The 23779-nt window shown below is 71.3% G+C and carries 20 protein-coding genes; 17 read left to right on the top strand and 3 right to left on the bottom strand.

Going from position 1 to position 23779, the window contains the following annotated elements; all coding sequences use genetic code 11:
- Positions 1-25: 25 nt before the first annotated feature.
- Entirely contained in the window at positions 26-604 is a 579-nt protein-coding gene (locus EOINJALH_RS17280; RefSeq protein ID WP_088282290.1) for a DUF1134 domain-containing protein, read from the top strand.
- A 54-nt stretch (positions 605-658) separates the two neighbouring features.
- On the opposite strand, the gene polA is transcribed toward EOINJALH_RS17280, so the two are convergent.
- Positions 659-3454 carry a DNA polymerase I gene (gene polA, locus EOINJALH_RS17275; RefSeq protein WP_088282288.1) on the bottom strand — a complete coding sequence of 932 codons (2796 nt, stop codon included), beginning with the start codon at positions 3452-3454 and terminating at the stop codon, positions 659-661.
- A gap of 198 nt (positions 3455-3652) precedes the next feature.
- On the opposite strand from polA, the gene EOINJALH_RS17270 reads away from it, so the two are divergent.
- The 3 genes from EOINJALH_RS17270 to EOINJALH_RS17260 all read left to right on the top strand — a co-directional run bounded on the left by EOINJALH_RS17270 (position 3653) and on the right by EOINJALH_RS17260 (position 7790).
- Positions 3653-4621, top strand: a complete 969-nt coding sequence (locus EOINJALH_RS17270) for a homoserine kinase (protein WP_088282286.1) — start codon at positions 3653-3655, stop codon at positions 4619-4621.
- Positions 4622-4639: 18 nt separating this feature from the next.
- Positions 4640-5443: a BPSS1780 family membrane protein gene (locus EOINJALH_RS17265; protein ID WP_088282284.1), complete on the top strand. Its 804-nt coding sequence runs from the start codon at positions 4640-4642 to the stop codon at positions 5441-5443.
- Positions 5444-5588: 145 nt separating this feature from the next.
- Complete coding sequence (locus tag EOINJALH_RS17260) at positions 5589-7790, top strand: PhoX family phosphatase (protein ID WP_199873407.1); 2202 nt, start codon at positions 5589-5591, stop codon at positions 7788-7790.
- An 89-nt stretch (positions 7791-7879) separates the two neighbouring features.
- On the opposite strand, the gene EOINJALH_RS17255 is transcribed toward EOINJALH_RS17260, so the two are convergent.
- On the bottom strand, positions 7880-10294 hold the full coding sequence (locus EOINJALH_RS17255) for a UvrD-helicase domain-containing protein (protein ID WP_088282282.1): 2415 nt from the start codon (positions 10292-10294) through the stop codon (positions 7880-7882).
- Between EOINJALH_RS17255 and EOINJALH_RS17250 the strand changes: the two genes are divergently transcribed.
- From EOINJALH_RS17250 to EOINJALH_RS17210, 10 genes are all read left to right on the top strand, one after another.
- Positions 10289-10957: a hypothetical protein gene (locus EOINJALH_RS17250; protein ID WP_144290071.1), complete on the top strand. Its 669-nt coding sequence runs from the start codon at positions 10289-10291 to the stop codon at positions 10955-10957. The two genes, EOINJALH_RS17255 and EOINJALH_RS17250, sit on opposite strands and share 6 nt — an antisense overlap.
- A gap of 111 nt (positions 10958-11068) precedes the next feature.
- Entirely contained in the window at positions 11069-11641 is a 573-nt protein-coding gene (locus tag EOINJALH_RS17245; RefSeq protein WP_088282278.1) for a TlpA disulfide reductase family protein, read from the top strand.
- Between the two features lie 49 nt (positions 11642-11690).
- Positions 11691-12818, top strand: coding sequence for a transglutaminase family protein (locus EOINJALH_RS17240; RefSeq protein ID WP_088282276.1), 1128 nt, complete (start codon positions 11691-11693; stop codon positions 12816-12818).
- 73 nt (positions 12819-12891) lie between these two features.
- Complete coding sequence (locus tag EOINJALH_RS17235; protein WP_088282274.1) at positions 12892-15120, top strand: TonB-dependent receptor; 2229 nt, start codon at positions 12892-12894, stop codon at positions 15118-15120.
- Between the two features lie 140 nt (positions 15121-15260).
- Positions 15261-15707 (top strand): hypothetical protein, encoded by a 447-nt coding sequence (locus EOINJALH_RS17230; protein WP_088282272.1) that lies wholly within the window; start codon positions 15261-15263, stop codon positions 15705-15707.
- Positions 15708-15741: 34 nt separating this feature from the next.
- Complete coding sequence (locus EOINJALH_RS17225) at positions 15742-16368, top strand: phosphatidylcholine/phosphatidylserine synthase (protein ID WP_088282270.1); 627 nt, start codon at positions 15742-15744, stop codon at positions 16366-16368.
- Positions 16369-16516: 148 nt separating this feature from the next.
- A complete protein-coding gene (locus EOINJALH_RS33180; protein WP_255407127.1) occupies positions 16517-16645 on the top strand; it encodes a hypothetical protein in 129 nt (42 codons plus the stop codon).
- A gap of 58 nt (positions 16646-16703) precedes the next feature.
- Positions 16704-17063, top strand: coding sequence for a DUF1161 domain-containing protein (locus tag EOINJALH_RS17220; RefSeq protein ID WP_088282269.1), 360 nt, complete (start codon positions 16704-16706; stop codon positions 17061-17063).
- Positions 17064-17216: 153 nt separating this feature from the next.
- Positions 17217-17648, top strand: a complete 432-nt coding sequence (locus tag EOINJALH_RS17215; RefSeq protein WP_088282267.1) for a GNAT family N-acetyltransferase — start codon at positions 17217-17219, stop codon at positions 17646-17648.
- 173 nt (positions 17649-17821) lie between these two features.
- On the top strand, positions 17822-18361 hold the full coding sequence (locus EOINJALH_RS17210) for a GNAT family N-acetyltransferase (RefSeq protein ID WP_088282265.1): 540 nt from the start codon (positions 17822-17824) through the stop codon (positions 18359-18361).
- On the opposite strand, the gene EOINJALH_RS33510 is transcribed toward EOINJALH_RS17210, so the two are convergent.
- A complete protein-coding gene (locus EOINJALH_RS33510) occupies positions 18298-20055 on the bottom strand; it encodes a putative bifunctional diguanylate cyclase/phosphodiesterase (RefSeq protein ID WP_404872771.1) in 1758 nt (585 codons plus the stop codon). The two genes, EOINJALH_RS17210 and EOINJALH_RS33510, sit on opposite strands and share 64 nt — an antisense overlap.
- Positions 20056-20618: 563 nt before the next feature.
- On the opposite strand from EOINJALH_RS33510, the gene EOINJALH_RS17200 reads away from it, so the two are divergent.
- From EOINJALH_RS17200 to EOINJALH_RS17190, 3 genes are all read left to right on the top strand, one after another.
- A complete protein-coding gene (locus tag EOINJALH_RS17200) occupies positions 20619-21596 on the top strand; it encodes a GMP reductase (protein ID WP_088282261.1) in 978 nt (325 codons plus the stop codon).
- A gap of 10 nt (positions 21597-21606) precedes the next feature.
- On the top strand, positions 21607-22635 hold the full coding sequence (locus tag EOINJALH_RS17195; protein ID WP_144290069.1) for a ProQ/FINO family protein: 1029 nt from the start codon (positions 21607-21609) through the stop codon (positions 22633-22635).
- Between the two features lie 220 nt (positions 22636-22855).
- Complete coding sequence (locus EOINJALH_RS17190; protein WP_158219799.1) at positions 22856-23743, top strand: DMT family transporter; 888 nt, start codon at positions 22856-22858, stop codon at positions 23741-23743.
- Positions 23744-23779 lie beyond the last annotated feature (36 nt).

Genomic DNA, 23779 nt, shown 5'->3' with positions numbered 1-23779 from the left:
CGGGACCATGCCCCAAGGAGTTGCGATGAAACCTCTGCACATCCCCCTGCGCCGCCGCGACGCGCTGGCGGCACTGGCCGCCGTGGGCCTGGCCGGCACCGCCGGCGCCGCCGACGACGCCACCACCTACGACGAGGCCGAGATGTTCAAGGAGGCCTCGGCCTTCTTCGGCAAGACCACCGAAGGCCTGGCCAAGATCATCGAGAAGGCCTTCAAGGAGCAGGGCCGCCCCAACGGCTACATCGAGGGCGAGGAAGCCTCGGCGGCGCTGGGGATCGGATTGCGCTATGGCGAGGGCCGACTCAAGCTCAAGAGCGGTGCCAGCGCCAAGGTGTTCTGGGCCGGCCCGTCGATCGGCATCGACGCCGGGGCCAACGCGTCGAAGGTCTTCACGTTGGTCTACCACCTGCCCAAGGTCGCCGACATCTACCAGCGCTTCCCGGGCGTCGATGGCAGCCTGTACTGGATCGGCGGCGTCGGCGTGAACTACCAGCACCTCGACGGCATCACGCTGGCCCCCATCCGCCTCGGCGTCGGGTTGCGCAGCGGCGCCAGCGTCGGCTACCTGCACTACCGCGACAAGAAGTCGCTCAACCCGCTCTGAGCGCCCCCAGGGCCGGGCTGCGCCCGGCCCGCCTGACCGCGGGCCGCCGTCGGCTCAGTGCGCCTGTTCCCAGTTGGGGCCCACGCCCACCTCGGCCAGCAGCGGCACGCTCAACTGCGCCACCCCGGCCATCAGCGCCGGGATCTCGGCCTTGGCCCACAGCAGTTCGTCCTCGGGCACCTCGAACACCAGTTCGTCGTGCACCTGCATCACCATCGCCGTGCGGCGCTGCTGCGCATCCAGCGCACCCTGCACCGCGATCATCGCCAGCTTGATCAGGTCGGCCGCCGTGCCCTGCATCGGCGCGTTGATGGCCTGCCGTTCGGCGCCCGAGCGGCGCGGCCCGTTGCCGCCGCGGATGTCGGGCAGCTCGATGCGGCGGCCGTACAGCGTCTCGACATAGCCGCGCGCCGCGGCCTGCGCCTTGGTGTCGTCCATGTACTGCTTGACGCCGGCAAAGCGCGCGAAGTAGCGGTCGATGTAGTCGCGCGCCGCCTTCTGCTCGATGCCCAGCGCCTGCGCCAGGCCGAACGCGCCCATGCCGTAGATGAGGCCGAAGTTGATGGTCTTGGCGTAGCGGCGCTGCTCGCTGGTCACCGCCTCGGGCGCGAGGTTGAAGACCTCGGCGGCGGTGGCCCGGTGCACGTCCATGCCCTCGGCGAAGGCCTTGGTCAGGCCCGGGTCGCCGCTGATGTGGGCCATGATGCGCAGCTCGATCTGCGAGTAGTCGGCCGACAGGATCACGTGGCCCGGCGGCGCGATGAAGGCCTCGCGCACGCGCCGGCCCTCGGCCGTGCGGATGGGGATGTTCTGCAGGTTGGGGTCGTTGCTGGACAACCGTCCGGTCACCGCCACCGCCTGCGCGTAGTTGGTGTGCACGCGGCCCGTGGCGGGGTTCACCATGCCGGGCAGCTTGTCGGTGTAGGTGCCCTTGAGCTTGGCCAGGCTGCGGTGCTCGAGGATGGTGGCCGGCAGCGGAAAGTCGGCGGCCAGTTCCTGCAGCACCTCCTCGTCGGTGCTGGGCGCGCCGGAAGCCGTCTTCTTCTTCACCGGCAGGCCCAGGCGGCCGAAGAGGATCTCGCCAATCTGCTTGGGCGAGCCCAGGTTGAAGGGCTGGCCGGCGATCTCGTAGGCCTTCTGCTCCAGCTGCACCATGCGCTCGGCCAGTTCGCGGCTTTGCGTGGCCAGCACCGCGGCGTCGATCAGCACGCCGTGGCGCTCGATGCGGCCCAGCAGCGCCGACACCGGCATCTCGATGTCGCGGTAGACGTGCAGCAGGCCCGGCTCGGCGGCCACGCGCGGGTACAGCACCTGGTGCACCTGCAGCGTCATCTCGCTGTCCTCGCCGCTGTACTCGGTGGCGCGCTCCAGGTCCACCTGCGAGAACGGGATCTGGTTGGCGCCCTTGCCGCACAGGTCTTCGTAGCTCAGGCCCTTGCGGCCCAGGTGCCGCTCGGCGAGCTTCTCGAGGCTGTGGCCCAGGTGGGCCTCGAAGACATAACTCTCCAAAAGCGTGTCATGCCGCCAGCCGCGCACCGCGATGCCGTGGTTGGCCAGCACATGGGTGTCGTACTTGATGTTCTGGCCCACCTTGGCCGCCGCATCGTCCTCCAGCCAGGGCCGCAGCGCGGCCAGCACCTCGTCGAAGGGCAACTGGTCGGGCGCGCCGGGAAAGTCGTGCCGCAGCGGCACGTAGGCCGCCTCGCCGGGCTGCACCGCAAAGGAGATGCCGACGATCTGCGCGCGCATCGGGTCGAGCGAATCGGTCTCGGTGTCCAGCGCCGACAGTTCGGCGGCGCGCAGGCGCTCGATCCAGGCGTCCAGCCGGTCGCGGGTGAGCACGGTCTCATAGCTGCGCGCCAGGCCGGTGTTGTCGGGCCGCGCCGGCGCCGCCGCTGCGTCACCATCGAACAGGCCCACCGTGGCCGCGGGTGCGTCGGCCGGCGCCACGCCCAGCGCGGTTTCCAGTTCCTTGCGCCAGGCCCGGAAGCCGTAGCGCTGGTAGAAGTCGAGCAGGCCTTCGCGGTCGACCGGGCCCATGGCCAGGCGCTCCACCGAGGGCCAGCCTTCGAGGTGTCCGGCCAGGTCGCAGTCGGTCTTCACGGTGATCAGGCGTCGGCCGGTGGGCAGCCAGTTGAGTGCCTTGCGCAGGTTCTCGCCGGCCACGCCCTTGATGCCGTCGGCCGCCGCCACCACGCCGTCGAGCGAGCCGTGCTCGGCGATCCACTTGGCCGCCGTCTTGGGGCCCACCTTCTCGACGCCGGGCACGTTGTCGACCGCGTCGCCGACCAGCGTCAGGTAGTCGACGATGCGATCGGGCGGCACGCCGAACTTGGCCTTCACGCCCTCGGTGTCGAGCCGCTCGTTGCTCATCGTGTTGATCAGCGTGACCTGGCCGTTGACCAACTGCGCCAGGTCCTTGTCACCGGTGGAAATGATCACCTGGTGGCCGCTGGCCGCGCCCACGCGCGCCAGCGTGCCGATGGCGTCGTCGGCCTCGATGCCGGGCACCTCGAGCACCGGCCAGCCGAGCAGGCGCACCACCTCGTGGATCGGCGCGATCTGCGTGCGCAGGTCGTCGGGCATCGGCGCGCGCTGGGCCTTGTACTCGGGGTACCACTCGTCTCGGAAGGTGCCCCCCGGGGCGTCGAAGACGCAGGCCGCGTGGCCGCCGGCCTCGCCCAGCACCTGCTCGCGCAGCCGCTTCATCATCGCCACCATGCCGTGGATGGCCCCGGTGGGAAAGCCGTCGGGCCCGCGCAGGTCGGGCATCGCGTGGTAGGCGCGGTACAGGTAGCTGGAGCCGTCGACCAGCAGCAGCGTCGGCGCGGGCGTAGAGGTGTCGTCCATGGCGCGCATTGTGCGGCCCGGGGACGCCGGGTCCACCGCGCCCCGGGGTCAGCCCGCACCGCACGGGCGCGGCCAGGGCCACGGCGCCTAAAATCCGCCGCATGAGCCTGCGCCGCGCCTCGCCCCGACCCGCTTGCCAGCCCACCGCCGACGCGGCGGCGGCTGGCGGTTGGTGCCCGGCCGGCTGATCGATCGCGCATGGCCGTGTTCACCCCCGTTGGGGCCGACGAAGCCCGCGCGCTGGCCCGCCGCCTGGGCGCCGGCGAGTGGCAGTCGATGCAGGGCATCGGCGCCGGCATCGAGAACACCAACTACTTCGTCGAGACCGACCGCGGGCGCTGGGTGCTCACGGTGTTCGAGCGACTGTCCTTCTCGCAGGCGCCCTTCTACCTGGGCCTGATGCAGCACCTGGCCCGACGCGGCCTGCCGGTGCCCGAGCCGCTGGCCGACGCCGACGGCGCCCTGGTGCACGCCGTGGCGGGCAAGCCGGCCGCGCTGGTCAACGCCCTGCCCGGCCACCACCAGCATGCGCCCGACGGCCACCACTGCGGCCAGCTCGGCGCCATGCTCGCGCGCATGCACGGGGCGGTGGCCGACTTTGCGCTGCAGCAGCCCAACCTGCGCGGGCTGGCCTGGTGGCTCGACATCGCGCCGCGCGTGCGGCCGCACCTGGATGCCGGCCAGCAGGCGCTGCTCGACGGCGAACTGGCCTTCCAGCAGGCGCTGGCCGACTCGCCCGCGGCCCAGGCCCTGCCGCGCGGCGCGGTGCACGCCGACCTGTTCCGCGACAACGTGCTGTTCGACGGCCTGCCGGGCCACGAGAAGCTCACCGGCTGCCTCGACTTCTACTTCGCCGGCATCGACAGCTTCGGCTACGACCTGGCGGTGTGCCTGAACGACTGGTGCATCGACCCCGACAGCGGCCACCTCGATGGCGACCGCGCGGCGCAACTGCTGGCGGCCTATGAACGCGTCCGCCCGCTGCACGCCAACGAGGTGCGCCTGATGCCGGCGCTGCTGCGCGCCGCGGCGCTGCGCTTCTGGCTGTCGCGCCTGGGCGACTGGCACCTGCCGCGCGAGGCCGACCTGCTGCAGCCGAAAGACCCGGCCCACTTCGAGCGCGTGCTGCGGCAGCGCATCGCCGAACCCTGGCATCCGCCGCGCTGACTGGCCACGCACACACCCATGGGACTCCGACTGCACGACGTGGCGCCGCGACAAGGCGCGCAATGGATCCGCCAGGCGCTGGCGCTGTGGTGGAAACGCCCGCTGGCCTTCGTCGGCCTGTTCATGTTCTTCCTGTTCAGCGTGCTGCTGCTGATGGTGGTGCCCTTCATCGGGCCGCTGCTCGGCCTGGCCCTGCTGCCGATGCTGACGCTGGGCTTCATGATCGCCACGCGCAGCGCGCTGCAGGGCGGCCCGGTGCACGCGCTGCAGATCGTCGAAGGGCTGCGCGTGCCCGACCGCCCGCGCCGCAACGCGCAGATCATGCTGTGCGTCGTGTATGCGCTGAGCTCGATCGGGGTGATCGAACTCGCCGGCTATGTCGACGCCGGCCTGTTCGAGCAGTTGCAGATCGCGCTGGCCAAGCCCGACACGCCGGCGGCCGAGGTCAACCGCATCCTCGCCGACCCGCGCCTGAGCGACGGCATGCTGGTGCGCTTCGGCCTGGCCGGGCTGCTGTCGGTGCCGTTCTGGCACGCGCCAGCGCTGGTGCACTGGGGCGGCCAGGGCGCGCTGCAGGCGATGTTCTCCAGTTCGCTGGCGTTGTGGCGTGCCAAGGGCGCCTTCCTGGTCTATGCCGCCGGCTGGGCGATGATCACCATCGGCCTGGGCCTGCTGGCCACCGCCGCGGTGCTGATGCTGGGCAGCCGGCAACTGGTGAGCGTGCTGATCATGCCCGCCGGGCTGATCCTGTCGGCGATGTTCTACGTGTCGCTGTGGTTCAGCTTCACCGACAGCTTCGGCGACGACTCGGCGCCGGACTGACGCGCCGCCGCGCGCGGCCCTGCCGCCGCGACAGACCCGACCGCGCGGCCGACGTCGCACCGTCACGCGACTGACACGGCCCTGCCACGGGCCTGCCACATGGCCTGCGAACAATGCCGCGTATTCGATATCGCGGAGAAACGCCTTGACCGATCGCACGGACCTGACCCTTGCCCCTGCCAATTCCTACGACGACAACGAGATCGTCAATGCGTCAGCCAATCCCCACATCGAGCAGCTGATTGCCGCCCGCCTGACGCGCCGCGACACGCTGCGCGGTGGCATGGGCCTGGTCGCCAGCACCCTGCTCGGCGGCCTCAGCCTGTCGGCCTGCGGCGGCGGCGACGATGACAAGCCCAAGGCCCCGGCGCTGGGCTTCGCCGCCGTGGCCAAGAACAAGCTCGACGTGGTCACCGTGCCCGAGGGCTACCAGGTCAGCATCCTGCATTCGCTGGGCGACCCGCTGATGTTCGGCGACGAGAGCTGGAAGGACGACGGCAGCGAATCGGCCGAGTCGTACAACCGCCGCGTCGGCGATGCGCACGACGGCATGCACTGGTTCGGCCTGTCCGAGGCCGGCGCGTTCCAGGCCGAGCGCTCCGACCGCGGCCTGCTGTGCGTCAACCACGAGTACGTGCCCGCGCCCTTCGGCCTGCACCCGGCGGGCCGCACCGCCGGCGCTGCCCGCGTGGCCTCGGAGGTCGACAAGGAGATCTACGCTCACGGCGTCAGCATCTGCGAGGTGCGCCGCGGCAGCGACAACGGCATGGCCATGGTGCGCGGTTCGCGCTTCAACCGCCGCGTCACCTCGGCCACGACCATGGACTTCACGGGCCCGGTGAAGGGCTCTGCGCTGATGGCCACGAGCTTCTCGCCCACCGGCACGCAGACCCGCGGCACCAACAACAACTGCGCGCACGGCTACACGCCCTGGGGCACCTACCTGACCTGCGAGGAGAACTACCTCAACGTCATCAGCCGCGCCGCCGGCGACAACGCGAAGCGCAGTGCCAAGGAGGTGCTGGCGCTCAACCGTTACGGCCTGCCCGAGAACCGCAAGAGCCCCTACCTGTGGGAGACCGCCGGCAGCGACGACCTGTATGCCCGCTGGAATTCGTCGGTCACCGGCGCCGCCGCCACCGCCGACTACCGCACCACCATCAACACCTTCGGCTGGGTGGTCGAGATCGACCCGTTCAACCCCGCCGCGGCACCGGTCAAGCGCAGCGCGCTGGGCCGCTTCAACCACGAGGGCGCCTGGCCCGCACCGGCCGTGGTCGGCCAGCCGATCGTGATGTACATGGGCGACGACGCGCGCAACGAGTACATCTACAAGTTCGTCTCCAAGGCGGTGTGGGATGCGGCCGACGTCGGCAAGGGCCTGGCCGCCGGTGCCAAGTACCTGGACGAGGGCACGCTGTACGTGGCCCGCTTCGACGCCGACGGCAGCGGTGCCTGGCTCGAACTCAGCCATGGCAAGAACGGCCTCGACGCCACGGCCACGCCCTACGCCTTCGCCGACCAGGCCGACGTGGTGACGCATGCGCGGCTGGCCGCCGACAAGCTGGGCGCGACCAAGATGGACCGCCCGGAATGGGGTGCCGTCAACCCGCTCAACGGCGAGGTGTACATGACCCTCACCAACAACAGCAACCGCGTGGCCGCGTCCGCCACGCCCACCGGCAGCCAGCTGAAGCCGGACGCTGCGAATCCGCGCTACTACGAAGACAGCTTTGCCAACGCCGATGGCAGCAGCCGCACCAACCGCGGCAACCCCAACGGCCACATCATCCGCTGGCGCGAGGACGCCGGCCGCGTGTCGGCCACGAAGTTCGCCTGGGACATCTACCTCTTCGCCGCCCAGTCCGACGCCGCAGTCGACGTGAACCTGTCGGGCCTGACCGCGGTGAACGACTTCTCCAGCCCCGACGGCCTGTACTTCGATGCCCGCGGCATGCTGTGGATCCAGACCGACGACGGCGCCTTCACCGACGTCACCAACTGCATGATGCTGGCCGCGGTGCCGGGCCAGGTGGGCGACGGCGGCACCGCCACCGCCGCCGGCGGCATGGCCACCCGCAAGGGCGCCAACGCCAGTGCCGACACGGTGCGCCGCTTCCTCGTCGGCCCGAAGGAATGCGAGATCACCGGCATCGTGCTGACGCCCGACGCGAAGACGATGTTCGTCAACGTGCAGCACCCGGGGGAAGACAGCGCGACCGACTTCGCCGCCCGCAAGTTCGGCAGCGCCTGGCCGGCCAGCCAGACCAACGCCGCTGCGGCCACCCGCCCGCGCTCGTCCACCGTGGTGGTGACGCGCCGGGACGGCGGCACGATCGGCACCTGACGGCACTCGATCGGCCCACCCAGTGCCATCCCACGTGTAGCAGCGTGCCTTGCCCCGGCCCTGGCCGGGGCTTTTTCACTTCAGCGGGGTCATTCCACGGGCGTGAGCTTGGCGATCGACAGCGCCAGCCACTTGGCGCCGTGCCGGCCGAAGTGCACCTGGGCGCGGGCATCGGTGCCGCTGCCTTCGAGCGTCAGCACCACGCCTTCGCCGAACTTGTTGTGGAACACTGACTGGCCCACGTGCAGGCCGTGCGAGGGCGGCGTCTTCGACACCATCGGCGGCGGTGGCGGGGGCGCCGCGTAGGCCGGCCGGCCCTCGACGCGGCCGGCGCCCACCACCGAGCCCAGACCCGTGCCGCGCGCCCAGGCCGCCTGGTAGTCGCGGGCAAAGCCCGAGCCGAAGCCCTGGTTGCGCGGCGTCAGCCACTTCAGCGCGGCCTCGGGCAGTTCCTCTACGAAGCGGCTCTTGACGTTGTAGCGGGTCTGGCCGTGCAGCAGCCGCGTCTGGCTGAAGCTCAGGTACAGGCGCTGGCGGGCGCGGGTGATGGCCACGTACATCAGGCGCCGCTCTTCCTCCAGCCCGTCGGCATCGGACATCGAGTTCTCGTGCGGGAACAGCCCTTCCTCCAGCCCGGTGATGAACACCGCGTCGAACTCCAGGCCCTTGGCCGAGTGCACCGTCATCAGCTGCACCGCGTCCTGCCCGGCCTGGGCCTGGTTATCGCCGGCTTCCAGCGCGGCATGCGTCAGGAAGGCGGCCAGCGGCGAGACGATCTCGCCCGTCTCGGCATCGGGCGCCAGTTCGGCCGGCGGCAGCGCACCGGCCGGCGCGCCGGCGATGCTGCCCGGCCCGATCTCGTCCACCGGCAGCGCCACCGCGTCCTTGCCGAAACCCTCCTGGGTGACGAAGGCCTCGGCGGCGTTGACCAGTTCTTCCAGGTTCTCGATGCGGTCGGTGCCTTCCTTCTCGGTGCGGTAGAAGTCGACCAGGCCCGAGCGCTGCAGCACCTGCTCGATGATCTCGCGCAGCGTGAGGCCGCGCGTGCCGTCGCGCAGCGCGTCGACCATCGCTGTGAAGGCCACCAGGTGCGCGCCGCCCTTGCCCGGCACGCCGGCCACGCTCTGGTACAGGCTGCGGGCGCTGGCGCGGGCCACGTCCTGCAGTTGCTCGAGCGTGCGCGCGCCGATGCCGCGGGTGGGGAAGTTGACGACGCGCAGGAACGAGGTGTCGTCGTTCGGATTCTCGATCAGCCGCAGGTAGGCCAGCGCGTGCTTCACCTCGGCGCGCTCGAAGAAGCGCAGGCCGCCGTACACCCGGTAGGGGATGCCGGCGTTGAACAGCGCGCTTTCCAGCACCCGGCTCTGCGCGTTGCTGCGGTACAGCAGCGCAATCTCGCGGCGCGCCATGCCGCCGCGGTGCAACTGCTGCACCTCGTCCAACAGCCACTGCGCCTCGGCGTAGTCGCTGTTCGATTCGTTCACCCGAACCGGCTCGCCCGGGCCGGCCTCGGTGCGCAGGTTCTTGCCCAGGCGGTGGGTGTTGTGCGAGATCAGCGAGTTGGCGCTGTCCAGGATGTTGCCGAACGAGCGGTAGTTGCGCTCGAGCTTGATGACCTGGTCGACGCGGTACTCGCGCTCGAAGTCGGCCATGTTGCCGACGCGGGCACCGCGGAAGGCGTAGATGCTCTGGTCGTCGTCGCCGACGGCGAACACGCTCTGCCCGCCGACGGCCGCCGAGTCGTGCCCCGGCGGCGGCGCGAACATCTTCAGCCAGCGGTACTGCAGCCGGTTGGTGTCCTGGAATTCGTCGACCAGCACGTGTGCGAAGCGATGCTGGTAGTGCTCGCGCAGCGGGGCGTGGTCGCGCAGCAGTTCGTAGGTGCGCAGCATCAGTTCGGCGAAGTCGACCACGCCCTCGCGCTGGCACTGCTCCTCGTAGGCCTGGTACACCTCGACCATGGTGCGGGTCTGCGGGTCGCGCAGTTCCACGTCGGCGGCGCGCCGGCCTTCTTCCTTGTGGCCGGCGATGAACCAGCTCACCTGCTTGGGCACGAAGCGCTGCTCGTCCAGGCCCTTGGCCTTGATGATGCGCTTGACGGCCGAAAGCTGATCGGCCGAATCCAGGATCTGGAACGACTGCGGCAGCCCCGCCAGCTTCCAGTGCGCCCGCAGGAAGCGGTTGCACAGGCCGTGGAAGGTGCCGATCCACATGCCGCGCACGGCCACCGGCAGCATGGTGGACAGGCGCGTGAGCATCTCCTTGGCGGCCTTGTTGGTGAAGGTGACCGCCATCAGCCCGCCGGGCGACACCTGGCCCGTGGCCACCAGCCAGGCGATGCGCGTGGTGAGCACGCGCGTCTTGCCCGACCCCGCGCCGGCCAGGATCAGCGCGGGCCGGGGCGGCAGCGTCACCGCCGCCAGTTGCTCCGGGTTGAGGTTCTGGAGCAGAGACCCGGTGCCGGGCAGGTCGGTCGGGCCGCCCTGAGAATGCGCATCATGCATCGAGGGATTCTAGGAGCCGCGCTCTTCGCCACCGCGGCCATCGCGTCGGCGGCGACGCCGGCCTGCCCCGGGCCGGGCGCGGCGGTGCTCGAGCGCTTCACCAGCGCCGATTGCACTGAATGCTGGGCCGCGCCCGAGCAGGTGTCGGGCGCGGGCGGCTGGCTGTTCGACTGGCTCACGCCGACGCCCAACGGCGCCGACGCGCCCCTGTCGGTGGGTGCGCCCGTCGAGGCCGGTGAACGGGCGCGGCGCGCCGGTGCGATGGCGCCGGTGGGGCAGCAGGTGCTGGTGCTGCGCAGCCGCCTGCCGACGCGGCCCGGTGTGCGCCTGGAGGCACGCTCCGGCCCGGCCTGGAACGGCTACTTCGGCCTCGAGCTGCGCGCCACCGGCCGCGTGCCCGCCGGTGCCACCGGCTGGGTGGCGCTGGTGGAGGCGGTGCCCGCCGGCACCAACGGCAGCGCGGTGGCCCGCGAACTGCTGCGCGCAGTCGCCGGGCCGCTGCCGCTGGCCAGCCTGCAGCCGGGCCGGCCGCTGTCGCACCTGCGCGCCGTGCGGGTGCCCGAGGGCGCCACCGTGGAGCGCCTCACCGCGCGCGGCTGGATCGAATCGCCCGACGGGCAACTGCTGGCCGTGGCCGGCGAGGGCTGCCGCGCCGCGCGCTGAGCCCAGCAGACGAACGGCACTGGAAGCACAATCGCCCGCGGCCCGTACACACCGATCAACGCCCGCACGCCAGCACGCCCCCCCCGACCGCCCGACGCCGATCCACGCTGCATGTCTTCACGCCCAGCTGCCCGCCCCACCGTCGGCGCCACGCCGCGCCCGGCCGACCCCGGGCGGCGGCGCGTGGTCGCCGGCACCGCGTTGGCGTCGATGGGCCTGCTGGGCACGCGGCCGGCCCGGGCCGCGGCCCAGCGCAAGCCCTGGCCGCGTGGCGTGGCCACGCCAGGCCTGGCGCTGCCCGGTGTCGACCGCCCGGCCTGGACGCTGGCCTCGGCCAAGGGCAAGGTGGTGCTGATCAACTTCTGGGCCAGCTGGTGCGAACCCTGCCGCGCCGAGATGCCCTCGCTCGAACTGCTGGCCGAGCGCCACGAGCGCCAGGGCCTGGTGGTCGTGGCCGTCAATTTCAAGGAAGGCGAGTCGACCATCCGCCGCTTCACCGAGCAGACCTCGCTCACGCTGCCCATCCTGCGCGACGCCGACGGCGACGCAGCGCGCGCCTGGGGCGCCCGCATGTTTCCCACCACCGTCGCCGTCGGCCGCGACGGCCGGGCCGTGTTCACCGTGCTGGGCGAGATCGACTGGGGCGCCGAACCGGCGCGCCAGTGGGTCGCCGAGCTGCTGTGAGCCGCCCACCTGCCCTGCCCACCGATCCACGCCCACACCGGAGAACCCCATGCACCACGATCGCACCCCGCACCTGTCCCGCCGCACCTTGCTGCAATCCGGCTGCGCCGCCGCGGCCACCGCCGCACTGCCGATGGCGGCGCTGGCGCAGGAGAGCCGCCGCTTCGAGCCCAAGCCGGGCGCCTGGCGCAGCTTCGAGCTGACCACCGAAGTGCGCGTGCCCGAGGCCAAGGGCACCACCCATCTCTGGCTGCCGGTGCCCGATGTGGACACCGACTACCAGCGCACGCAGGGCAACAGCTGGTCGGGCAATGCGCGCAACGTGGCGCTGGTGTCCGACCCGGCACGCGGCGTGCGCATGCTGCACGCCGAATTCGGCGCCGAAGCCGGCCCGCCGGTGCTCAACCTCACCAGCCGCGTGCAGACGCGTAACCGCGCCATCGACTGGAACACCGCCGGCAACGTCGCCGAAGACCCGGCCCTGCTGCGCGCCAACCTGGCCCCCACCGAGTTGCTGCCGGTGGACGGCATCGTGCGCAAGACCGCGGCCGAAGCCACCCGCGGCGCCCGCACCGAACTCGACAAGGTGCGCGCCCTGTACGACTGGGTGGTGGCCAACGCCCACCGCGAACCCAAGACCCGCGGCTGCGGCACCGGCGACATCAAGACCATGCTCGAAACCGGCAACCTGGGCGGCAAGTGCGCCGACCTCAACGCCGTCTTCGTCGGCCTGTGCCGCGCGTCGGGAATCCCGGCGCGCGATGTGTACGGCGTGCGCGTCGCCCCGTCGGCCTTCGGCTACAAGGAACTGGGCGCCGGCTCGGCCAAGCTGCAGGGCGCGCAGCACTGCCGGGCGGAGGTGTTCCTGAAGCAGTACGGCTGGGTGGCGATGGACCCGGCCGACGTGCTGAAGGTGATGCGGCAGGAGACGCCCGAGTGGATCAAGGACCCCAAGCACCCGCTGGTGGCACCGGTCATGAAGGGCCTGTTCGGCGGCTGGGAAGGCAACTGGGTGGCCTGGAACACCGCGCACGACATCCGCCTGCCGGGCACCACCGCCAAGGGCACGCTGCCCTTCCTGATGTACCCCAACGGCGAAAACGCCGGTGGCCGCTTCGACGAACTGGCACCCGACGCCTTCCGCTACGCCATCAGCGCCAAGGAAGTGAACGCCTGAGGCGTCGGCTGCGGCATGGCGCTTGCATGAGGCCTTGCCCCCCGAGAACACCCCACCGAGAGAGGACCCCGCGATGACCCGACACGCCCCCCACGCGCTGGCCGCCGCCCTGGCGCTGGCCTTCGCCGCCCCGGCCTACGCGCAGAGTGCCGAGCCGGTCGAGCCCGGCAAGCTGCAGACGATCACCGTCACCGCGGAGCGCCGCACCGAGAACATCAAGGACGTGCCCAGCGCCGTGTTCACGCTCTCGGGCGAGAAGCTCGACGTCATCAACTCCAGCGGGCAGGACGTGCGCATGCTGTCGGGCCGCGTGCCCAGCCTGAACATCGAATCGTCCTTCGGCCGCGCCTTCCCGCGCTTCTACATCCGCGGCTACGGCAACACCGACTTCCGCAGCAACGCGTCGCAGCCGGTGTCGCTGGTGTATGACGACATCGTGCAGGAGAACCCCATCCTGAAGGGCTTCCCGGTGTTCGACCTGGCGGCCGTCGAAGTGCTGGCCGGCCCGCAGGGCTCGCTGTTCGGCCGCAACACGCCGGCCGGCGTCGTCAAGTTCGACTCGGTGCGCCCGTCGAAGAAGCAGGACGGCTACGTCAGCGCCTCCTTCGGCACCTACGGCACCACCAACGTCGAGGGTGCGATGAACCTGCCGCTGGGCGGGGCCTGGGCGGCGCGCGTCTCGGCGCAATCGCAGCACCGCGACGACTGGGTCACCAACACCTTCCCCAACGCCGTCTCGCCCAAGCTCGAGGGCTACGACGACCGCGCCATCCGCCTGCAGGCGCTGTATGCCCCGGCCCAGGATTTCCAGGCGCTGTTCAACCTGCACGGCCGCGCGCTGCAGGGCTCGGCCCGGCTGTTCCGCGCCAATGTCATCGAGAAGGGCACCAATCGCCTCGTCGCCGGCTTCGATCCCGAACGGATCACCACCGACGGCAAGAACCACCAGGAGCTCGAAAGCGCCGGCGGCAGCATGCGCCTGCGCATCGGCCTGGGCGGTGGGCTCACGCTGCACTCGATCACCGGCTACGAGAGCGTCAACGCCTACAGCCGCGGCGACATCGACGGCGGCTTCGGCGCCGCCTTCCTGCCCAGCGGCGGCGGGCCGGGCCTGATCCCCTTCCCCAGCGAGACGGCCGGCGGCATCCACGGCCACCGCCAGATCAGCCAGGAACTGCGGCTCGAGTCGGCCAGCAGCGGCGGCATCGCCTGGCAGGCGGGCCTGTACTACTTCGACGAGAAGTACTCGATCGACAGCTTCGACTACAACTCGCTGGGCGGCGGCGTGCAGACCGGCCTGACCACCTCCACGCAGGGCAACAAGGCCTGGGCGGCCTTCGGCTCGGTGAACTTCGCGCTGTCGAAGGACCTCAGCCTGCGCACGGGCCTGCGCTACACCCGCGACAAGAAGGACTTCTCCACCGTGGCGGTGCAGGGCACGGTCAACACCACCGCCGGCCTGACCGCCAGCACCAACGACGGCAAGCTCAGCTGGGACGCCAGCGGCACCTACGCGCTGAGCCCGTCGCTCAACGCCTACGCGCGCGTGGCCACCGGTTTCCGCGGCTCGAGCATCCAGGCGGCGTCGGCCTTCGGCCCGATGACCCAGGCCGGCCCCGAGACCATCACCTCCTACGAGGCCGGCCTGAAGGGCGACCTGCTGGACAAGCGCGCGCGCCTGTCGGTCGGCGTGTTCCGCTACGACGTGAAGAACCAGCAGCTCACCGCGGTGGGCGGCAATGCCAACGTCACCAGCCTGATCAGCGCCGCCAAGACCGTGGGCCAGGGGGTGGAGTTCAACCTCGATGCCTACGTCACGCCGCAGTTGCTGGTCACCGTGGGCGGCAGCGTCAACGACACGACCATCAAGGACCCGAGCCTGTCGCTGCCCAAGTGCGCCCAGTGCACGATGACCGACCCGCCCGTCGCGGTGGGCGCGGCCACGTTCTACAGCATCAACGGCAACTCGCTGCCGCAGGCGCCCAAGTACACGATGAACCTCACGGCACGCTACGGCATGCCGATGGGCCCGGGCGCCGAGCTGTTCGTCTTCACCGATTGGGTGTACCGCAGCAAGGTCAACTTCTTCCTGTACGAGTCGGTCGAGTTCATCGGCCCGTCGCTGCTGGAAGGCGGCGTGCGCGTCGGCTACAACTGGGGCAACGGCAAGTACGAGGCCGCGCTGTTCGGCCGCAACATCACCAACCAGGTCCGCGCCGTCGGCGGCGTCGACTTCAACAACCTGGTCGGCTTCATCAACGACCCGCGCACCTGGGGCGCGCAGTTCAAGATGACGTTCTGACGGCGGTAGCGCCGGCCGCGGCGGGGGCCTGCCGGCCGCACCGCGCGCCGCCCCTGCGGGAACGCCGCCGCGGCTCGCACCGGGCCGGCCTGGCACGCCGCATGCTGGCATCGGCCATCGCGGCTCCCAGGTGAATCCCCATGGACGTCTACGTCGTCATCGGCAACCCCAACACCCGCAAGTCGTCGCTGGTGCGCAGCCTCACCGGCTGCTTCAACCGCAGCCTGCGCGACATCCAGCCGGTGGGCGGCAAGGCGGCGTTGCGGTTGTACGCACGGGTGGGCTGCCTGCAGGACACGCGGACCACGCCCGAGGCCTTCCTGGCCGAGGTGCAGGCCACCCGCTGCACCGCGGCGCTGTGCTGCCTGGCGCCCAACGCACGGTCGACCGAGGCCAGCCCCTATCCGGATGCCCCGGCCTATCTTGCCGAATTCAAGGCGGCGGGCTGGCGTGTGAAGGCCATCGCGGTGCTGGGCCAGAACGGCGGCAGCGTGCGCTCGCCGGTGCTGCGGCAGTTTCCGCTGGCCACCACGACGCCGATCAACCTCACTGCCCATGCGGTGCGGGCGCATTTCGGCTGGGAGTAGAGTGGCAGGCACCCAACCCGCACCGCGGAGGACCATGGCCACCAGCCTGCCCAAGAAGCCGTTCTCGATGATCCGCGAGTTCCACCTGGCCGACTGGTTCACGCTGGCCAACGCGGTGTGCGGCGTCGGCGCGCTGTTCTCGGTGATGACCTTCCTGGAGGTGCAGGACGCGAGGCACATGTACTTCGCCTGCGGGTTGGTGCTGGCGGCACTGGTCTTCGACGTGCTGGACGGCAACATCGCCCGCTGGCGGCAGAAGACCTCGATCCTCGGCCGCGAGCTCGATTCGCTGGCCGACGTCATTTCCTTCGGTGTCGCGCCGGCGATCATCGCCTACGGTTGCGGCATGCAGGGCCTGTACGACCGCATCGTGCTGGCCTACTTCGTGGCCTGCGGCGTCTCGCGCCTGGCGCGCTACAACGTCACCGCCGAAACCCTGTCCCAGGGCGGCGACAAGGTGAAGTACTTCGAGGGCACGCCGATCCCGACGTCGATCGTGCTGGTCGGCGTGCTCGCCCTGGCCACGGCGTCCGGCGCCATCCGGCAGGACCTGTGGTTCGGCGAGCTCAGGCTGCTCGGCTTCACGCTGCACCCGCTGGTGCTGATGTTCGCCGTCTCCGGCTCGCTGATGATCAGCCGCATCCGCATCCCCAAGCCCTGAGCCCTGAGCCCTGAGCCCTGAGCCGATTGATCGCGGTCGGCCGATGCCGTGTCCGGCCGGCCCACCCAGACCTTGGGCGTGTGTCCGGCGTCGCGCCCTGCTGCATACTTTGCCTGCCATGACAGCGCGCCACCTCCTCGCGACCAGCTTGTTCGTCCTCGCACTCGTGCTCTACATCGCCGGCACCAGCGGCTGGGCGACAGGCCTGCTGCTGGTCGGCGGATTCGTGTCGGAGATGGCCGCCTGGGCCACGCTGGCGCGGCGCGACGAGCCCTGAGCCGCCGGCCACCGATCGTCGACTGCATCCCGTCTATCCGACCCACCCCGCCGCGCCCATGACGAATTCGAGCCCTCTGCACGAACGACGCCCATCGACGCGCCGATGGCTGCTGCTGTGCACGCTGGCCGCGGCCGGGCCGGCCGGTGCCGCCAGCAACTGCGAGGCCATCCGCGACCAGATCGGCGCCAAGGTCCGTGCGTCGGGCGTGCAGCAGTTCGCACTGGCCATCGTCGATGCCCAGGCCAAGGTGGCCGGCCGGGTGGTCGGCACCTGCGACATGGGCAGCCGCAAGATCGTCTATTCGACAGACGCCGCGGCCGGCGGCCGCGCCGCGGTGGCCAGGCCGCGGGACGAGCCGCTGCTGACCGAATGCAAGGACGGCCGGGTCTCGGTCGGCGGCGATTGCCGCAAATGACCCGGTGACCCGGGCCGTTGAAGCAGCGGGCCGGCCAAGCCGGCAAGGCCCGAGTTCTGCCGGCGCCATTGAAGGTGCCAGGCCAGCGCCGCGATCGGGCACCGTGGCGTGGCTGTCCCTCCTTCGTGAGCCCGTGCCCTGCAGGAATCCGCGATGGCCCTGACCTGGTCCAGCACCCTCGACACCATCGACTGGCATGAACTGGCCGCGCTCTACCGCGCCGCGCCGCTCGGGAACAAGACGGCCGAGGGCCTGAAAACCGCCTTCAGCCACAGCATGTTCAGGGCCCTGGCCTACGACGATGGCGTGCTGGTCGGGGCCGGCCGGATGCTGGCCGACGGCATCGACTGCGCCTACCTCTGCGACGTGGCGGTGCTGCCCAGCCACCAGGGCACCGGCCTGGGCCGGCAGATCGTCAGCCGGCTGGTGGAGGCCGCCCGCGGACACCGCAAGATCATCCTGTACTCGGTGCCGGGCAAGGAGCCGTTCTACCGCAAGCTCGGCTTCAGGCGCATGACCACGGCGATGGCGATCTTCGACGATCAGGCCGCGGCCCTGGCGCGCGGTTACCTCGAAGACCGCTGAGGGCACCACGCCCGGCTCGGCGCCACTGACCGCCGAGCCGGGCCATCGGCCCGGGCGCCGCCCGCCATGCCCATGGCTCGGGCGAGGGGTCTCGCGGCCCGCCCGACGCAGGCGCGCGCCGACAGGCTTAGGATGGCGTCGCCTGCGCCCGCCCTCGGGCACGGGCCGCCTCCATGCCCATCGACCCTGCCCAAGTCAGCCTGCGCGAGATCACCGCGGACACCGTGGTCCAGGTGATCAAGCTGTCGGTCGCCGAGCACCAGAAGCAGTTCGTCGCACCCAACGCCGTGTCGCTGGCGCAGGCATTGTTCGCCCCCGAGGCCTGGTACCGCGCCATCTGGCATGGCGACGAGATGGTGGGCTTCGTGATGCTCGAAGACGAATCGCTGCTCGACCCGCCGCCCGCCCACCCGGGCATCGGCGTCTGGCGCTTCATGATCGACCTGCGCTTCCAGGGCCGGGGCATCGGCCGGGCCGCGCTGCAGCAGGTCATCGACCATGTGCGCGCCAAGGGCCTGGTCGACACGCTGGAGCTGTCCTACGTGCCCGGGCCCGGCTGCCCGGAGCCCTTCTACCTGGGCCTGGGCTTCCGCCACGCCGGCCGCCTGGACGAGGGCGAGGTGATCCTCGAACTGCCGTTGCGCCCCGCTCAGGTGGCCGCCGCCGGCTCGCCCAGATCGACCAGCGGCATCGGGTCGATCGACGCACCGTAGGCGCCGCGGCGCGCCGCGTCGGCGCGCTGCCGGGCCTGCAGCCAGGCCACCAGGTCGGGCGCGGCCATCGGCCGGCCCAGCAGGTAGCCCTGCATCTCGTCGCAGCCCAGCTGGCGCAGCAGGTCGGCCTGGGCCTGCGTCTCCACGCCTTCGGCGACCACGTTCATGCGCATGCTGCGGCCCAGCGCGATCACCGCGGTGGCGATGGCCACGTCCTCGTTGTTCTCGGGCAGCGACTGGACGAACGAGCGGTCGATCTTCAGCGTGTCGATGTTGAAGCGCTTGATGTAGCTGAGCGACGAGTGGCCGGTGCCGAAATCGTCGATGGCCAGCCGCACCCCCATGCGCGACAGGTTCTCGAGCATGCCGCGGTTGGTCTCGTTGTCTTCCATCAGCAGCGACTCGGTCAGCTCGATCTCCAGCCGGCGCGGGTTGATGTAGTTCTCGCGCAGCGTGTCGGCCACCATCGAGGCCAGGTACTGGTGGCGGAACTGGCGCGCCGACAGGTTGACGGCCATGCGCAGCGGCGGCAGGCCCATGCGGTCCCATTCGGCAAGCTGCGAGCAGGCCGCGCGGATGACCCAGGCGCCCACCGGCAGGATCATCCCGGTCTCCTCGAGCACGGCGATGAACTTGTCCGGCGGCACCATGCCCTGGCCCGGGCAGTGCCAGCGGATCAGCGCCTCGACGCCGGTGATCTCGCCGGTGTGCAGGTCGGCCTTGGGCTGGAAGTACAGCTGGAACTCCTGCCGCTCGATGGCCCGGCGCAGCCCGCTTTCCAGCGACAGGCGCGCCGCGGCGGCGGCGTTGAGGTCGTCGCTGAAGAAGCTGTAGGTGCCGCGGCCCAGCGACTTGGAGCGGTACATCGCCATGTCGGCATGGCGCACCAGGCCGTCCAGGTCGACGTCGTCGTTGGGGTACATCGCGATGCCGATGCTGGCCGAGACGACGATCTCCTCGTCGCCCGACCTGAACGGCGAGTGCAGCGCCTCGAGCAGCCGGCGCGCGATCAGCGCGGCGTCCTCGGCGCATTCGATGGCCTCGGCGATCAGCGTGAACTCGTCGCCGCCCAGTCGCGAGAGCGTGAAGCCCTCCTGGTCGACCAGGCGCACCACCGAGTCCACCTGCCGCATGCAGGCCGTCAGCGTGGTGGCCACGTGCTTGAGCAGGCGGTCGCCGACCTCGTGGCCCAGGCTGTCGTTGACCAGCTTGAAGCGGTCGAGGTCGAGGAACATCAGCGCCATCGGCGTGCCCGAGCGGCGCGCCCTCTTCATGGCCTGCTTGAGCCGGTCCTGGAACAGCAGGCGATTCGGCAAGCCGGTGAGGCTGTCGTAGTTGGCCATGTGCGCCAGGTGCGCCTCGGCCTTGACGCGCTGCGTCGCGTCGCGCAGGTGCACCAGCCAGTGGCGGCCCGACGGTGTGTCCACCGCGGTCAGGCGCAGGTCGAGGGGGCGGCCGAGGCCGCCGCCCTCGCGGGCAAAGGCGTCGCCGGGCTCCAGGCCCAGGCCCGCGGGCGCCGCGGCGCCCGTGACATGCTCGCAGGCGTCCTGGGTGATCCAGTCGACCACCCGGCCGCCCTGCACGTCGCCGGGCTCGGCGTGCAGCAACCGGGCTGCCTCGAGGCTGCAGGCCACCACGCGGCCGGCAGGATCGCAGGCCAGCAGGCCTTCGGACGCGCTCTCGAACAGCGCCACGAACCAGGGGTCGGGCGCGCTGGACGACACCGCCACCGGCAACGCCGGGCCGAAGCACCAGTCGGAAAGGCGTCGCCAGACGGCCGCCAGCCCGGAGCTGCGCCGATCAGCGGGAGCATCCGGGGTCGGGAAGGGGGTGGGGNGGGTGGGGAGGGGAAGAGGCACAGCCTCCCTGCTATCGGCCAGGCAGCGGGGGCCTTGAGCCGCCAGGCCGCCCAGGGCCGTCGGCCGCGTAGAATTCCGCACCGGGCCCTTGTTCTCGGCGCCCGGTTGCCGCTTCGGTCCGGCCTGCCACCACGGAGTGCCCGGCAGACCCACCCGTGCCACCAGGACAAGCCGGCCCGGGTCGATCGCCGGGCGGTTGCCGGCACAGACCCGTCCCAGGACGGCGGCTTCGACGGGCCATCGCCCGGGCCGATCCCGAAACTCGACCGACCGATCCAAACCCCTGACCGAGCTTCCGACCGGGTCGGCGCCACGAGGCGCCGCGGGAGGCTGGCCCGGACCCATTCCCCCGCACGGGGACGCCGACGCGTCTCCGCCGATCGACCAGGAGCCCGACCGTGGAAATCTTCGACTACGACAACATCCTGCTGCTGCCCCGCAAGTGCCGGGTCGACAGCCGCAGCGAGTGCGACACCACGATCGAGTTCGGCGGCCGCCGCTTCGCGCTGCCGGTGGTGCCGGCGAACATGAAGACCGTGCTCGACGAGCCGATCAGCCAGTGGCTGGCGGCCAACGGCTACTTCTACGTGATGCACCGGTTCGACCTGGACAACGTGGCCTACGCCAAGCGCATGCGCGAGCGCGGCCTGTTCGTGTCCATCAGCTCCGGCGTCAAGGCGGCCGACTTCGAGGTCATCGACCGCCTGGCCGCCGAGGGCGTGGGCGCCGACTACATCACCATCGACATCGCCCACGGCCATGCCGACAGCGTGCGCAAGGCCATCGAGCACATCAAGCAGAAGCTGCCGCAGACCTTCGTCATCGCCGGCAACGTGGCCACGCCCGAGGCCGTGATCGACCTCGAGAACTGGGGCGCCGACGCCACCAAGGTGGGCGTGGGCCCGGGCAAGGTGTGCATCACCAAGCTCAAGACCGGCTTCGGTACCGGCGGCTGGCAGCTCAGCGCGCTGAAGTGGTGTGCCCGCGTGGCCACCAAGCCCATCATCGCCGACGGCGGCATCCGCCACCACGGCGACATCGCCAAGAGCGTGCGCTTCGGCGCCGCGATGGTGATGGTGGGCTCGCTGTTCGCCGGCCACGAGGAATCGCCGGGCGCCACGGTCGAGGTCGACGGCAAGCTCTACAAGGAGTACTACGGCTCGGCCAGCGACTTCAACAAGGGCGAGTACAAGCACGTCGAGGGCAAGCGCATCCTCGAACCCATCAAGGGCAAGCTCGCCGACACCCTGCGCGAGATGCGCGAGGACGTGCAGAGCTCCATCAGCTACTCCGGCGGCCGCGTGCTCGCCGACCTGAAAAAAGTCAACTACGTGATCCTCGGCGGCGAGAATGCCGGCGAGCACCTGTTGATGTGACCGCGACCCCATGACCACGACACCGACGACGACCCCTCTGGCCATGCCGGACCAGCCCGACAGTCACGACCTGCCGGCCGACATGCCCGCCGACCAGGCGGCGCCGGCAGATGCGATGGCGACCCCGCCCGAGACCCAGCCCGCCAGCCTGCCCGTGGTCGACGCCGAGGCCAAGGCCGAGGCCGAGGCCGCCGAGGTGGCGCCCGCCGACCCGGCAGCGGTCGAACCGCCCGGCGCGGCAGCCGCCGATGCCGATGGTGACGCCACCGGTGCGGCCGCCCCCGACACCGCCACCGAGGCTGCACCTGCGGCGGCCACCCCGGCGCCCGCCGCGCTCGACCCGGCCGCCGTCGCTGCCCTGCTCAAGCAGCGCTTCCCGGGCCTGTTCGCGGGCACGCCCAAGCCGATCAAGCTGCAGATCCAGGCCGACATCCAGGCGCGCGCACCGGGCCTGTTCTCGCGGCGCGTGCTCTCGGCCTTCCTGCACCGCCACACAGGCAGCACCTCGTACCTGATGGCGTTGTCGAAGTCCAGGCAGCGCTTCGACCTCGACGGCCAGCCGGCCGGCGACCTGTCCGACGAGCACCGCGAGGCCGCCACGCAAGAGCTCGCCCGCCGCCGCACGCTGCACGACGAGCGCCGCGCCCTGGAAGCCAAGCAGCGCGAACTGGCCGACCAGCAGCGCTTCAACCGCGCGGGGCTGCTGCGCGACTTCGAGCGCACCACGCTGACGCTGGCCAATTTCTGCGTGCTCAAGGGCGTGGCCGCCGAAGAACTCGACGGCCTGCTGGCCATCGCCCGCCGCGAGCGCGACGAAGCCCCGCCGCCACCGCCGCGCGACGACCGCCCCCCTCGGCCGGGTGGCGGTGGCGACCGCCGGCCGCCGGGCGATCGTCCCGCGCGGGGCGACCGCCCGCCGCGCGCCGACAGGCCGCCGCAGGGAGACCGTCCGCCTCAGGGGGATCGCCCCCCGCGTGGCGATCGCCCGGCGCGCACCGGCGACGACCGGCCGCGGCGCCCACCCACCGACCGGCGCTGACCTCCCGCCGGGCGCTGCCCTGCGCACCGGCCCCCTCGCCGCCTCGCCGCCTGGCCACCTCGAGGGGGCCCAACCCGGCCCCAGCCCGCCCCCAACCCGGGCGCTTCTGGTCATGCCCGGCGCCCTGCCCTCCCAGGGCACAGCACCGTCACAAGGCAGGGCAAGCCCTGACGGACAGGCGACAGCCGGGGCACCCGCCACGTGGCACAGTCGCGGGCTCATGCCCTTGTCCACCCTGCCCCCGCGTGCGCTCGTCCTGCTGGCCCTGCTGACGCTGGTGTGGGGCACCAACTGGCCGCTGTTCCCCTACGCGGTGCGCGAGGTGTCGGTGTGGACCTTCCGCGCCGTGGCCGTTGCCATCGCCGGCGCAGCGCTGCTGGCCGCCGCCCGCGCCCGAGGGCAGTCGCTGGTGCTGCCGCGCCGCCACTGGGGCACGGTGCTCACCGCCACCTTCTTCTACCTGATGCTGTGGAACGTGGCCAGCACCTATGCCGCGGTGATGATCCCTTCGGGCCAGGCGGCGATCCTCGGCTTCACGATGCCGCTGTGGTCGGCGCTCATCTCGTGGGCCGTGCTGGGCGAACGCCTCACCGGCCGGCTGCAACTGGCACTGGGCCTGGGTGCGGCGGCCGTGGGCCTGCTGATGTGGCCGGGCATGGCCGCCTATGCGCAGGCGCCGCTGGGCTTCGCGCTGGGCCTGCTGGCCGGGCTGGGCTGGGCCATCGGCACGCTGATCCTCAAACGCAGCGGCGTCGACGTGCCGACCACCGTGCTCACCGGCTGGCAACTGCTGATCACCGCGGTGCCCACCGCCATCGGTGCGCTGATCTTCGGCGACCACATCTGGTTCGTGCCCACCTGGCAGAGCATCGTGCTGATCGGCTACATCGCGCTGGTGCCGATGTGCATCGGCAACCTGGCCTGGTTCACCATCGTCGGGCTGCTGCCGGTCAACATCGCCGGGCTGTCGGCCATCCTGGTGCCGGTGGTGGCGATGCTCTCCGGCGCGCTGGTGCACGGCGAACCGCTGGGCGCGCTGCAGTGGGCGGCGATGGCCTGCTGCGCCGCCGCGCTGTCGCTGGTGCTGCTCAAGCCGAAGGCCGCGTGAGCGCGCCGCCCTGCACCCACCCTCCACCCACCCGAT

Origin of the sequence: Ideonella sp. A 288 (genome assembly GCF_002198735.1) — a bacterium.
GTDB lineage: Bacteria > Pseudomonadota > Gammaproteobacteria > Burkholderiales > Burkholderiaceae_C > Pseudaquabacterium.
The sequence above is the reverse complement of the archived record's forward strand: the minus strand, read 5'-3'. Positions and strand labels throughout refer to the sequence as shown.